The 13,783-nt window shown below is 64.7% G+C and carries 9 protein-coding genes and 1 pseudogene; 9 read left to right on the forward strand and 1 reads right to left on the reverse strand.

Annotation, left to right across the window (positions count from 1 at the left end; genetic code table 11):
* Nucleotides 1–14: 14 nt before the first annotated feature.
* On the forward strand, nucleotides 15–1,688 hold the full coding sequence (locus HK436_RS19380; RefSeq protein WP_173192360.1) for a Na/Pi cotransporter family protein: 1,674 nt from the start codon (nucleotides 15–17) through the stop codon (nucleotides 1,686–1,688).
* A 14-nt stretch (nucleotides 1,689–1,702) separates the two neighbouring features.
* Here HK436_RS19380 and HK436_RS19385 read toward each other — a convergent pair whose 3' ends face one another.
* Entirely contained in the window at nucleotides 1,703–2,581 is an 879-nt protein-coding gene (locus HK436_RS19385) for a LysR substrate-binding domain-containing protein (RefSeq protein ID WP_173192362.1), read from the reverse strand.
* 134 nt (nucleotides 2,582–2,715) lie between these two features.
* Here HK436_RS19385 and HK436_RS19390 point away from each other — a divergent pair, with 134 nt between their 5' ends.
* The 8 genes and pseudogenes from HK436_RS19390 to HK436_RS19425 all read left to right on the forward strand — a co-directional run bounded on the left by HK436_RS19390 (nucleotide 2,716) and on the right by HK436_RS19425 (nucleotide 13,772).
* Complete coding sequence (locus HK436_RS19390) at nucleotides 2,716–3,912, forward strand: 2-aminoethylphosphonate--pyruvate transaminase (RefSeq protein WP_173192363.1); 1,197 nt, start codon at nucleotides 2,716–2,718, stop codon at nucleotides 3,910–3,912.
* Nucleotides 3,913–4,024: 112 nt separating this feature from the next.
* Nucleotides 4,025–5,284: a phosphonoacetate hydrolase gene (phnA, locus tag HK436_RS19395; RefSeq protein ID WP_173192365.1), complete on the forward strand. Its 1,260-nt coding sequence runs from the start codon at nucleotides 4,025–4,027 to the stop codon at nucleotides 5,282–5,284.
* Between the two features lie 11 nt (nucleotides 5,285–5,295).
* A pseudogene (phnY, locus tag HK436_RS19400) lies at nucleotides 5,296–6,749 on the forward strand (phosphonoacetaldehyde dehydrogenase).
* A 7-nt stretch (nucleotides 6,750–6,756) separates the two neighbouring features.
* A complete protein-coding gene (locus HK436_RS19405; protein ID WP_312860638.1) occupies nucleotides 6,757–7,887 on the forward strand; it encodes a TIGR03364 family FAD-dependent oxidoreductase in 1,131 nt (376 codons plus the stop codon).
* Between the two features lie 37 nt (nucleotides 7,888–7,924).
* On the forward strand, nucleotides 7,925–9,271 hold the full coding sequence (pbfA, locus tag HK436_RS19410) for a (R)-1-hydroxy-2-aminoethylphosphonate ammonia-lyase (RefSeq protein ID WP_173192367.1): 1,347 nt from the start codon (nucleotides 7,925–7,927) through the stop codon (nucleotides 9,269–9,271).
* 204 nt (nucleotides 9,272–9,475) lie between these two features.
* A complete protein-coding gene (locus HK436_RS19415; RefSeq protein WP_173192369.1) occupies nucleotides 9,476–10,498 on the forward strand; it encodes a putative 2-aminoethylphosphonate ABC transporter substrate-binding protein in 1,023 nt (340 codons plus the stop codon).
* 72 nt (nucleotides 10,499–10,570) lie between these two features.
* Entirely contained in the window at nucleotides 10,571–11,755 is a 1,185-nt protein-coding gene (locus HK436_RS19420) for a putative 2-aminoethylphosphonate ABC transporter ATP-binding protein (RefSeq protein WP_173192371.1), read from the forward strand.
* A 1-nt stretch (nucleotide 11,756) separates the two neighbouring features.
* On the forward strand, nucleotides 11,757–13,772 hold the full coding sequence (locus HK436_RS19425) for a putative 2-aminoethylphosphonate ABC transporter permease subunit (protein WP_173192372.1): 2,016 nt from the start codon (nucleotides 11,757–11,759) through the stop codon (nucleotides 13,770–13,772).
* Nucleotides 13,773–13,783: the final 11 nt, after the last annotated feature.

Consider the following 13,783-nt stretch of genomic DNA (forward strand, 5'->3'; position numbering starts at 1 on the left):
ACGGAGCCACCTTTATGCACATCTCGCTGATCCTTCTCCACCTTGCCGGTGCCGTCATGCTGCTGCTGGTCGCGGTGCACATGGTCAGGACCGGCATGGAGCGCGCGCATGGCGCACCGCTGCGCCGGCTGCTGGGTCGCGCGCGTCGGGGCCGCCTGCCCGCCGCGGCCGGCGGAACGGTCATGGCGGTCCTGCTCCAGAGTTCTACCGCAGTTGCCATCCTCGCTTGTGGCTTTGCGGCGAGCGGCGCCCTGCCCGTCTCGACCGGCATCGCGCTGCTGCTCGGCGCCGACCTCGGCTCGGCAATCGTCGTTCGGATCCTGTCGTTTGATCTTGGCTGGCTCATTCCCGTCTGCTTCCTCGCCGGCGGTGTGCTGTTCCTCAAGACGCGTGCGCAGACGACGCGCGAAACGGGGCGCATGGTGCTCGGCATCGGCTTCGTCCTGATGTCGCTCCAGCTCATCGCCACCGCGACCGGCCCGCTGCGCGATGGCGGTATGCTACCCACCATCGCCCGCTATCTGGCCGAGGACTATCTGACGGCGTTCTTGCTTGGCGCGGTCTTCACCTGGCTGATCCATTCGAGCGTCGCTTCGGTTCTCATGCTTGCTACCTTCGCAAGCCAGGGCCTGATGCCGCTCGAAGCGGCCGTGCCGATGGTGCTTGGCGCAAACCTTGGCGGCGGCCTGATCGCCTACTGGCTATCGCGTGGCATGCCGGTCGAGGCGTCGCGCCTGCCGGTCGCCAATCTTCTGTTCCGCGCAGTCGGCTCCGTCCTGGCGCTCGCCCTGTTCGAAACGGCAACCCTGCCCCTGGAATGGCTCGGCACCGATGCCGGTGCGGGCCTCGTCAACCTGCATCTTCTCTTCAATGCCGCCCTGGCCGCGCTCAGCCTGCCATTCGTGGGCCTGATGGAGCGCCTGCTCACACAGTTGATGCCCACTGCCACCGCAAAGCCGGCGGACGAAGATCCCCTACGCCGCCGTATCAGCGCGCTCGATCGCGCGGTCATCGGCACGCCCCGGCTGGCGCTTGCAAGCGCCACACGGGAGCTGCTGCGCATGGGCGAACTGGTGGAAGTGATGGTCCGGCCTGTCATGGACCTCTTCAATGGCGGCGACAGGGTCGAGATCGTCCGCGTCCAGGCCGTCGACGAGGACGTCAATCGGGCGCACAGCGAGATCAAGCTTTACCTCGCCGAGGTCAATCGCGGCGAAATGACCAGCGAGGAGGCGCGACGCAGCATCGAGCTCACGGATTTCGCCATCAACCTCGAACACGCCGGAGACATCGTCGCCAAGAACCTGCTGCCGCTCGCCGAGGAGCGCGCGCAGAAGCGTTGGCGCTTCTCCGACGAGGGCTGGGGCGAGTTGCAGGACCTGCACCAGCAACTGCTGGAGAACATGCATCTGGCCCTCAACGTCCTCGTCTCGCAGGACCTGCCTTCCGCGCGCCAGCTCGTGGTCGAGAAAGAGCGGATGCGCGACCTCGCCCGCGCCAGCCACGACCGGCATCTCAAGCGGTTGCAGACCGGGACGCCCGAAAGCATCGAGACGAGCGGCATGCACCTGGAGATCGCGCGCGGGCTCAAGGAGATCAACTCGCTGCTGGCAGCCGTCGCCTATCCGATCCTCAAGCGCAGCGGCGACCTGCTGGAAAGCAGGCTTGCACAGCCGTCCCATTCATAGGACGGCCTCGCCGCTCAGCCGCTCGTTTCGTCTGCAAACTGCTCGGCGATCTTCCAGAATGCACGCACGAGCTTGCCGCCCGAGCGCTCGCGCAGGCAGATGAGTGCCTCGTCCATCGTCACCTCCGGCGCGTCGATCCTGAGCGGCGACAGGCCGCTGTGCCATCCGAACTCGGCAGCCGACACGAAACCGACGCCGGCGCCCGACGCGACGATCTCGCGCACGGCCTCGCGTCCCTCTGCCTCGATCACCGCCTTCAGCGGAACGCCCTGCTCCTGCGCCATCGCTTCCAGCTTGTGGCGCGTTTTCGACCCGCGCTCGCGCATGATGAGCGGATGGCCGGCAAGCTCCTGGAGCGTCACGGACTGCCGGCCTGCCAGTGCATGCTTGCCTGACACGAAGGCGATGATCGGCGTGGAGTTGAGATGCAGGATCTCGAATTCCCTGCCCTGCGGAATTTCGCCCAGAACGCCAAGGTCGGCCTCGTATGCGAACAGGCTCGAAATCACCGTCTCCGTATTGCCGGACCGTACGCTGATCTGGATGCCGGGATAGGCCTCCCGGAACCGCCCCAGCACATGCAGCAGATGGTGGGCCGCATCCGCGACGATACGGAGCGTGCCAGACCTCAACGCCTTCGATTCCGACAGCAGATCGTGCGCCTGCTGCTCGGTGTCGAACATGCGGTGGGTGATGTCGAGAAGCTGCTGCCCCTGCCGTGTCAGCGAAACCTGCTTCTTGTGCCGGTTGAAGAGGAGAACGTCGTATTCTTCCTCCAGCTTGCGCACCTGATCGGAGATTGCCGGCTGCGTCAGGAAAAGCGCCTCGGCCGCGCGCGAAAACCCACCGCAGATGGCGACGTAGTGAAAGGCCCTAAGCTGAACGTAACGCATGCTCTTTCCTTTTTGCCGGCTATCCGACACGCCGACCATCCATCGCCAGGGCTTATTGATGGATACAAAATAACGATTTGGCAAATAGAAAAGCCGAGCGCATGGTGCGGCCACCCTTATCGGAGATGCACACCATGGCGCCGGAATTCTCGAAAAACGCCCCCTTCGAAGCGCCCGCGCTGGGCGAGCCCTACCTGCTGACGCCCGGCCCGCTCACGACCGCCTATTCGGTCAAGCAGGCGATGCTGAGGGACTGGGGTTCGTGGGATGCCGACTTCCGCGCGATGACCGCCGATCTGCGCCGCCGCCTCCTCGCTTTGATCGGCGACGACAAGTGCGACTATGACTGCGTTCCCATGCAGGGATCGGGCTCGTTCTGCGTCGAGGCGATGCTGGGTTCGTTCGTGCCGAAGGATGGCAAGGTGCTCGTGCTGGCAAACGGCGCCTATGGGCTGCGTGCTGCCCAGACCATGGACTATCTCGGCCGCGCCCACACGCTGATCGACAAGGGCGACTACCTGCCACCGCGCGGAGACGAGGTCGCCGCAGCACTCGACGCCGATCCGGCGATCACCCATGTTATCGCGATCCACTGCGAGACCAGCTCCGGGATCCTCAACCCGCTCGCCGAGATTTCCGATGCCGTGCACTCGCGCGGTCGCAAGCTGCTTGTCGATTCGATGAGCGCCTTCGGCGCCGTGCCGCTGGAGGTAAGCCGCATCCCTTACGAAGCCATGGTGTCGTCGGCCAACAAATGCATCGAAGGCGTGCCCGGCTTCGGCTTCGTCATCGCGAAGAAGACGGCGCTGGAAGCGGCCAGGGGCAACAGCCATTCGCTGTCGCTGGACGTCCACGCCCAGTGGGCCACGATGGAAAAGACGGGCCAATGGCGGTTCACGCCGCCCACCCATGTCGTCGCCGCCTTTATCGAGGCGCTGAAGATGCACGAAGCCGAGGGCGGCGTCGCGGCGCGCGGCGCGCGCTACACGCAGAACCGTGACGTCATGGTCACCGGCATGAAGGAACTCGGCTTCGAGACGCTGCTGTCGGACCAGTGGCTGTCGCCGATCATCGTCACCTTCTTCTGCCCCGCCGATCCGAACTTCGTGTTCTCGAAATTCTACGACCTGATGAAGGACAAGGGCTTCATCATCTATCCCGGCAAGCTGACGGTGGTGGATTCCTTCCGCGTCGGCTGCATCGGCCGGATGGACGCGCACGTCATGCGCCGCGTCGTCGAGGCCGCAGGCCAGTCGCTCGCGGAGATGGGCGTAACGAGCGCAGCCCCGCCGAGCGCGGCCCTCGACGAGCGTTCGAAGCTCGCGGCCTGATGCCCGAGGGAATTCATAGATCAGATCAATCGATCCAATTCAGAATTGCGATTGGGCAAATGGATTGGAATGCGCGACACAGGCAGCGACCTGCCAGTTTTGAGGAAATGCCATGAACCAGATGTCCCCTGTCACCGTGTCGGCCAACGGTCGATCCTATTCCTGGCCGCGCGTGCCGGCGATCGCGATCTGCCTTGACGGCTGCGAACCGGCCTATCTGGACGAGGCCATTCGCGCCGGCCTGATGCCGACGCTCAAGCGCATCAAGGAGAAGGGCACGGTCCGCACCGCGCACTCCGTCATTCCGAGCTTCACCAACCCTAACAATCTGTCGATCGCGACCGGCCGCCCGCCGTCGGTGCACGGCATCTGCGGCAACTACCTCTACAACCCCGAGACCGGGGAAGAGGTGATGATGAACGATCCGAAGTTCCTGCGCGCGCCGACCGTCTTCAAGGCGTTCTACGACGCCGGCGCCAAGGTCGCGGTCGTCACCGCCAAGGACAAGCTGCGCGCCCTGCTCGGCCACGGCCTCGCCTATGACGAAGGTCGCGCGATCTGCTTCTCCTCGGAGAAGTCGGACACCACCACCAAGGCCGCCAACGGCATCGAAAACGCCTCCACCTGGCTCGGCCGGCCGGTTCCAGAGGTCTACTCGGCCGAACTGTCGGAGTTCGTCTTCGCCGCAGGCGTCAAGCTGCTCAAGGAGTTCAAGCCGGACGTGATGTACCTGACCACGACAGACTACGTGCAGCACAAATATGCACCGGGCGTGAAGCAGGCGAACGACTTCTACGAGATGTTCGACAAATATCTCGGCGAGCTCGACGCCCTGGGTGCCGCCATTGTCGTGACCGCTGACCACGGCATGAAGCCCAAGCACCATGCCGATGGCTCGCCCTCCGTGATCTATGTCCAGGACCTGCTCGACGAATGGATCGGCAAGGATGCCGCTCGCGTCATCCTGCCGATCACCGATCCTTATGTGGTGCACCACGGCGCGCTCGGCTCGTTTGCAACGGCCTATCTGCCGAAGGGTGCCGACCGCGCCGACATCATGAAGCGCCTGGCGGCCGTCGACGGCATCACAGTCGTGCTTGGCCGCGAGGAGGCTTGCGAACGCTTCGAACTGCCGGAAGATCGCATCGGCGACATCGTCATGGTCTCCGGCGAGAACATCACCGTGGGAACCTCCGAGCACCGGCACGACCTCGCCGCCCTCGACGAGCCCCTTCGCTCGCATGGCGGCCTGACCGAGCAGGCGGTGCCCTTCATCGTCAATCGCGTCCTGCCGAAAATGCCGGAGGCGCCATCGCTCCGCAATTTCGACGCCTTCTATTACGCGGCCATGGCTGCGGCACAGCAAAAGTGAGGGAGTCAGCCATGACCAAGGCGGAACCCGCCATCAAGGTTCGCCACGAGCCGATGCGCATCGCCGGCGAGAAGGTCGACGCCGACGGCGTCGTCGAGGTTCGCTACCCGTGGGACAACACCGTGGTCGGCACCGTGCCGGCAGGCGGTGCCGAGCATGCGCGCCGCGCCTTCGAAATCGCGGCCGCCTACCAGCCGAAGCTCACCCGCTACGAGCGCCAGCGCATCCTGTTGCGCACCGCCGAGCTTCTCAACGCGCGCAAGGACGAGATTTCGGATCTCGTCACACTGGAACTCGGCATCTCCAAGCAGGACTCGCTCTACGAGGTCGGCCGCGCGTTCGACGTCTTCACGCTCGCCGGTCAACTGGCGATCCACGATGACGGCCAGGTATTTTCCTGCGACCTCACCCCGCATGGCAAGGCGCGCAAGATTTTCACCCTCCGCGAGCCGCTGACCGCGATTTCCGCGATCACCCCGTTCAACCACCCGCTGAACATGGTCTCGCACAAGATCGCACCGGCCATCGCCACCAACAACTGCGTCGTCGTCAAGCCGACCGAGCTGACGCCGATGACCGCGCTGGTGCTGGCCGACATCCTTACGAAGCCGGCCTGCCGCCCGAAATGCTCTCCGTCGTCACCGGCTGGCCGGCCGACATCGGCGACGAGATGATCACCAATCCCAACATCGACCTCATCACCTTTACCGGCGGCGTGCCCGTCGGCAAGCTGATCGCGTCGAAGGCCGGATACAAGCGCCAAGTGCTGGAGCTCGGCGGCAACGATCCGCTGATCGTGCTCAACGACCTGTCCGACGACGATCTGGCCAAGGCCGCCGATCTCGCGGTGGCGGGCGCCACCAAGAATTCCGGCCAGCGCTGCACCGCCGTCAAGCGTATCCTCGTCCAGGAAAAGGTGGCCGACCGCTTCGTACCCATGGTGCTGGAGCGCGCGAAGAAGATCGTTTTCGGCGACCCGATGGATCCGGCAACGCAGCTCGGCACCGTCGTGCACGAGAAGGCGGCGGCCATGTTCGAAAGCCGCGTCCACATGGCGGCGGAAGCCGGAGCCGAGGTGCTTTACAACCCCGGTCGGCGTGGCTCCCTGCTGCCGCCGATCGTCGTCGACCATGTGCCGCACGAATCCGAACTGGTGATGGAGGAGACCTTCGGCCCGATCGTCCCGATCATCCGCGCGCCCGATGACGACGACGCCCTGATCGCGCTCTCCAACTCCACCGCCTTCGGCCTTTCCTCGGGCGTCTGCACCAACGACTACCGCCGCATGCAGAAATACATCGCGGGCCTCAAGGTCGGCACGGTCAACATCTGGGAAGTGCCCGGCTATCGCATCGAGATGAGCCCGTTCGGCGGCATCAAGGATTCGGGCAACGGCTATAAGGAAGGCGTGATCGAGGCGATGAAGTCGTTCACCAACGTCAAGACCTTCTCGCTGCCCTGGTAGTGCCTGCATGACATACGATCTCGCCGTCGTCGGCGCGGGCATCGTCGGGCTGGCCCATGCGCTCGCGGCGGCGAGCCGCGGCCTCAGCGTCGTCGTCATCGACCGCGACGCACAGGCCAACGGCGCGTCGATCAGGAATTTCGGCCTCGTCGTGGTGTCCGGCGAGGAGCCCGGCCGCCAGCGTAGGCTGGCCGAACGTTCGCGCGAGATCTGGCTCGAAGTCGCGCGGCCTGCTGGCATCGAAGTCCTGCACACCGGCCTGCTCGCCGTGGCGCAGCGCCCGGAAGCGCTGGCGCTGCTCGAGGCCTTCGCGGCCAGCGAAAGCGGCGCAGGCTGCACCCTGCTCTCCCAGGAAGAACTCGGCCGCCGGCAGGGCGGGCTCAACCTCGGCAATCTGCGCGGCGGGCTTCTCAGCCCAGCGGAAATCCGCATCGAATCGCGCGAGGCGATCCCAAGGATCGCGGCCTATCTCGAAGGCGAGCTGAAGGTCGATTTCCGTTTCGCCACGACCGTTAGCGGCGTCTCTCCTCCAGTTGTCGAGACAAGCAGCGGGCCGATCCGCGCCGGCAAGGTCGTCGTCTGTCCGGGCGACGATCTCACCGGGCTCTTTCCCGAACTGATCGCCCGGCATGAAGTCCAGCGCTGCAAGTTGCAGATGCTGCGCCTTGCCCCGAGCGGCCTGCGCCTCGCCTCGGCCGTCGTCTCCGACTTGAGCCTGGTCCGCTACCCCGGCTATGCGCTGCTGCCCGAAGCCTCGGCCCTGCGCGCGCGGCTCGAAGACGACAGCGCCGAAGCCCTGCGCAACGGCGTGCACATGATCGCCGTCCAGAGCGCCGACGGTTCGCTCGTCGTCGGCGATTCCCATCATTATGGGAAGACGCCCGATCCGTTCGGCTCGGAAGCCGTCGACGCGCTAATCCTTCGTGAGTTCGGCGCGGTCTTTGCAAAATCACCGACAGTCTCGCGCGCGCTGGACCGGCACCTACGCCTCCGCACCGGAGCGCGCGCATTTCCGCGAGCAGGCGGGAGACGATGTCCGTCTCGTGATGATCACCAGCGGCACCGGCGCCAGCACGGCTTTCGCCATTGGCGAGGAAACCATAAGCGAGCTATTCAACTGAAGCGTCCGGCAGCGTGAGCGGCGAGGCGCCAGACCGAGGCGGGGAGACGCGGCAATGAGCATTGTCCACACCGAAGGCGAGTCTAACCGCGCGGCGGCAAGGCAGGAATGGAACGCGCGTCAGCATCACGCGCCAGCGCAGGAGCTTCTCCGGCGCGACGCCGACGCCTTCCTGCACCAGAGCCTTTCGAGCCCCTGCGTATCGACGATCGCGAAGGCCGAAGGCATCTGGATCGAGGACCTCGCGGGCCGGCGATACATGGATTTCCACGGCAACAGCGTCCACCATATCGGCTACGCTCATCCCCGGCTGGTTGCCGCGATCAAGCAGCAGCTCGACGATCTCAGCTTCGCCCCGCGCCGCTTCGCCTGCGAGCCCGCCGTGGAACTCGCCGAGAAGCTTGGCCGACTTGCACCGGGCGACCTCTCGAAAGTGCTTTTCACGACCGGCGGCTCCGATGCGATCGAGGTCGCGTTGAAGGTCGCGCGTGCGGCCACCGGACGCTTCAAGACTCTTTCGTTCTGGGACGCCTTCCACGGTGCCGGTTTCGCCGCCGCCAGCGTCGGCGGCGAGGCAACGTTTCGCTCGCAGATCGCCGGCCCGCTCGTCACCGGCGCCGAGCACGTGGCGCCATGGGCGAGCCGCAACTGTGCCTACGGCCACGACAGCCTCGAAGCGTCCGCCCGCGCCTGCGCGAACATGATCTCCTATGTCCTTGGCCGCGAGGGCGATTTTGCAGCCGTCATTGCCGAGCCGATGCGCGCCACGCCGCTCGTTCCCGCGCCCGGTTTCTGGAAAGCCGTGCGCGAAGCCTGCGACCGGCACGGAACCCTGCTCATCTTCGATGAAATCCCGACGGGTCTCGGCAAGACCGGCAGGTTCTTCTCGCACGAGCACGACGGCGTCGTTCCCGACATTCTCGTGCTGGGCAAGGCGCTCGGTGGCGGCATCCTGCCGATCGCATCGGTCATCGCGCGACGCGACCTCGACGTCGCTGGCGACTACGCGATCGGTCACTACACCCACGAGAAGAACCCGGTGACGACCCGCGCCGCCCTCACCACCATCGGCATCATTGAAGAGGAAGGCCTCGTCGAGCGCGCGGCGGAACTAGGCAGCTACGCCATGGCAAGGCTTTCGGAAACCCTGGCCCGCAGCCCTCATTTCGGTGAGGTACGCGGCCGGGGCCTGATGATGGGCGTCGAGCTGGTGACCGATACCGACAGCTACGCCCCTGCCCGCGAACTGGCCGAGCGCGTCTATTATCGCTGCCTGGAGGAAGGCCTGAGCTTCAAGATCAGCGCCGGCAACGTGCTGACCCTGTCACCACCGCTCATCATCGACCGCGAGGATCTCGACCGTGCGTTGGCGACCGTCGAGCGCGCGGTCATGGCCGGCTGAGCACCGGCCATTCGCCAGCATGACGGCGCGATGACAAATATCGCCGTGCGCGATAGTACCATCGATTAAATAGATTTTACTTATCGCGGCACTTTCCCCACGATCCCACCATGGACGTTTTGAAGCCGGCGATACCGGCGTGCCGCAGAGCAGCAGGCGTCCCCTCGCATCCGCTTCAGGTGCCAAATAATGGGGAACACGATCATGACAACATATCGCGCAGCCGCACTCGCAGCTTTCGCGACGGCTCTTTCCGCCTCGGCTGCTTTCGCCCAGACCGAGTTGACCGTCTACACCTCGATCGAGGCCGTCGACCTCGACCGCTACAAGCAGACTTTCGAAGCCGCCAATCCCGACATCAAGGTCAACTGGGTTCGCGACTCCACCGGCGTCATGACCGCCAAGCTGCTGGCCGAGAAGGACAACCCGCAGGCCGACGTGGTCTGGGGCGTGGCTGCGACCTCCCTGCTCCTGCTCAAGAGCGAGGGCATGCTGGAGCCCTATGCGCCGGCCGGTGTCGAAAAGCTCGATCCGAAATTCGTGGATTCCTCCACCCCGCCCAGTTGGGTCGGCATGGACGCCTATGTGGCTGCGCTTTGCTACAACACCATCGAGGCGGAGAAGCTTGGCCTCACCCCGCCCAAATCCTGGAAGGACCTGACCAAGCCGGAATATAAGGGCCACGTGGTGATGCCGAACCCGAACTCGTCGGGCACCGGCTTCCTCGACGTGTCGGCCTGGATCCAGATGTTCGGCGAGGACGACGCCTGGGCGTTCATGGACGGCCTGCACGAAAACATAGCCGCCTACACCCACTCCGGTTCCAAGCCCTGCAAGATGGCGGCGGCCGGTGAAACGGTGATCGGCGTATCCTTCGAGTTCCCGGGCGCCAACGCCAAGAAGGCCGGCGCGCCCATCGACATCATCTTCCCCGAGGAAGGCTCTGGCTGGGAAGCGGAAGCAACCGCCATCATCGCCGGCACCGCCAATCTCGAGGCTGCTCAGAAGCTGGTCGACTGGTCGATCACCAAGGAAGCCAACGAGATGTACAATGTCGGCTACGCGGTCGTCGCTTATCCCGGCATTGCCAAGCCGGTCGAGCATCTGCCCGACGACATTCCGTCGAAGATGATCGAGAACGATTTCGAATGGGCGGCGAACAACCGCAAGGCCATTCTGGCTGAATGGCAGAAGCGCTACGACGCAAAGTCCGAACCGAAGGGCTAGCCCCTTGAGGACAAGGCCGGGTGGAGCGATGATCGCGCCCGGCCTTTTTCATGCCAAACAAAAGGTCGTGCGATGAAACACGAGACCATTCCCGGCGCGACCAGCGCTGCGGTACGCTCGCGGCTATCCGCGGAAGGGACCGAACCGGTGAAATCCCCTTACCTGCAGATCCAGAACGTCTGGAAGACTTTCGGCGAGTTCGCCGCGCTCAAGGGCATCTCGCTGTCGATCCAGGAAGGCGAGTTCGTCTGCTTCCTCGGCCCCTCCGGATGCGGCAAGACAACCCTGTTGCGCGCCGTGGCCGGTCTCGACCTTCAGACCCGCGGCACCATCCACCAGGGTGGCCGGGATATTTCCGTCCTGCCGCCCTCGCAGCGCGATTACGGCATCGTTTTCCAGTCCTACGCACTCTTTCCCAACCTCACGATCGAGAAGAACGTCGCCTTCGGCCTTGAAAACACCCGGCGTTCGAAAGCAGAAATCGCGCAGCGCGTCGCCGAACTTCTCGACCTCGTCGGCCTCGCCAGCCAGGCCAGGAAATATCCTGCCCAGCTTTCCGGAGGCCAGCAGCAGCGCATCGCGCTGGCCCGCGCCATGGCCATCTCTCCCGGCCTGCTGCTGCTCGACGAGCCGCTTTCGGCGCTCGACGCCAAGGTGCGTGTCCACCTCCGCCACGAGATCAAGAACCTGCAGCGCAAGCTGGGCGTGACCACCATCATGGTCACCCACGACCAGGAAGAAGCCCTTGCCATGGCTGACCGCATCGTGGTCATGAACCACGGTGTGATCGAGCAGGTCGGAACGCCGACCGAAGTCTATCGCGAACCGGCAAGCCTCTTCGTCGCCGACTTCATCGGCGAGACGAACCAGTTCCCCGCCAAGGTGCTGTCCGGCGGCAAGGTGGCCCTCACCGGCACCGAACTCGCCTGCGCGCCGCATGGCTGCGCCACCGGCACACCGGTCACCGCCGTGATCCGCCCCGTCGACGTCATTCCCCACGGCGACGGCGCCCGTTCACCCGGCGCGCCGGATGTAGTGGCCACACGTGAGAACCTGATTGAGGTCGACGTGCGCGAGATGGAATTTCTCGGCGGTTTCTGGCGCACCCGCCTCGCCTCGCCTCGCTTCGGCGACGGCCTGCTGGTCGCCGATTTCTCCATCAATGCCGTGCGCAGGCTCGACATCGCCGAGGGCAGCGCCATGAGCGTCGAACTCCCGCGCGACCGGGTGCTCGTCTTTCCCGAGAGGGCCGCCTGACATGACCGCCGCAACGCTCGAAATCCCCAGGGGCCGCGCGTTGCGGACCAGGGTCTCCGGCGACGATCTCGTCAAGCGCGGCTTGATGGTGGTCATCTCGCTCTATCTGCTGGTGGCGCTTGCCGCCCCGCTCTACGTCCTGCTGTCAAAGTCCGTCTCGACCTACGAGTTCGACCTGACCGCCTTCGAGCTCCAGCGCAGCGACGAAAGCGCCACGACCTGGAGCGAGCCGACGACCGTAGCCACGCTCAATGAGGAAGTCGGCGGCGTCATCACGCCCGACCAGTTGAACACGGGCTCGGACGGCCGCCTCTCCCTGACCGCGCTTTATCCCGACTTCAGTTTCCGCAGTCCGGTCATGTACCGCATCCGCGGGACGAGCGATGACGCCGCCTATCTGGTGGGCTCGGAGCTGCATCGCGGTACCGAATGGCTCGAGCTTGATTCCAACTCCTTTCGCCGGGTGGTGATCCGCCCCTCGGCATCGCTCGGGCTCGACAACTTCGTCGCCTATTTCTCAACGCCCGCGCTCGCACAGTCGATCGCCAATTCGGTACTGATGGGTGTCATCAGTACCGTACTGGTCATCAGCATCGCCTTCGGCCTCGCCTACGCGCTCAACCGAAGCTGCATGCCGTTCAAGGGCTTTTTCAGGCTCGTCACCACCATTCCCATTCTTGTGCCGTCGCTGCTGCCGGGCATCGCGCTCGTCTATCTCTTCGGCAATCAGGGCCTGTTGAAGGGTCTCATGATGGGCCATTCCATCTACGGCCCGATCGGCATCGTCATCGGCTCGGTGTTTTTCACCCTGCCCCACGCGCTGCTCATCATCTCGACCGCGCTGTCGGTGGCCGACCAGCGCCACTACGAGGCCGCGCAATCGCTCAGGTCGAGTCCATGGCGCACCTTCTGGACCGTCACGGTGCCGGGCGCGCGCTACGGCATCATCTCGGCCGCCTTCGTGGTGTTCACGCTCGTCATCACCGATTTCGGCCTGCCGAAGGTGATCGGCGGCCAGTACAATGTGCTCGCCGTCGACATCTACAAGCAGGTCATCGGCCAGCAGAATTTCGAGATGGGCGCCGTGGTGGCGGTGCTGCTGCTGGTGCCGGCCGTCGCCGCCTTCTTCGTCGACAGCGCCATCCGCAAGCGTCAGGTGGCATTGCTGTCGGCGCGCTCCGTGCCCTATCAGCCGAAGCCCGATCGCGGCTTCGATACCGCCTGCTTCGTCTATTGCTCCGCCGTCGCCCTCTTCATCCTGATGATGATCGGCGTCTGCCAGTTCGCGGCGACGGTGAAATTCTGGCCCTACGACCTGACGCCCAGCCTCAACAACTTCCGCTTCGACCTGATGGATGGCGGCGGTTGGGGCGCTTATTACAACTCGATCGTGATGGCGCTGCTCACCGCCGTCTTCGGCACGATCATCGTCTTCGTCGGCGCCTACATGGTGGAAAAGACCGACGGCTTCGCGGCCGGCCGCACACTCTTCCAGTTCCTTGCCATGCTGCCGATGGCCGTGCCGGGCATGGTCTTGGGCCTCTCCTACATCTTCTTCTTCAACGATCCGGCAAACCCGTTCAACGCGATCTACGGCACTATGGCGATCCTGGTGGTCTCCACCGTCACCCACTTCTATACGGTGTCACACCTCACGGCGCTGACTGCGCTCAACCAGATGGACCGCGAGTTCGAGCCGGTCGCGGCCTCGCTCAAGCAGCCGTTCCACCGCCTGTTCTTCCGGGTGACGGTGCCGGTTTCCCTGCCCGCCATCCTCGACATATCGATCTACCTGTTCGTCAATGCGATGACGACGGTGTCGGCGGTGGTGTTCCTCTATTCCACACAGACGCAGCTCGCCTCGGTGGCCGTGCTCAACATGGACGATGCCGGCGACATCGCGCCCGCGGCTGCCATGGGCATGATGATCTTCTACACCAACGTCGCCGCGCGGCTGCTGCATGGGCTCGTATCGCGGCTGCTGCTGAAGCGCTCGCAGGCCTGGCGGCAGCGATAGCGCCTCTTTGC

The organism is Neoaquamicrobium sediminum (genome assembly GCF_013240295.1).
Lineage (GTDB): Bacteria > Pseudomonadota > Alphaproteobacteria > Rhizobiales > Rhizobiaceae > Aerobium > Aerobium sediminum.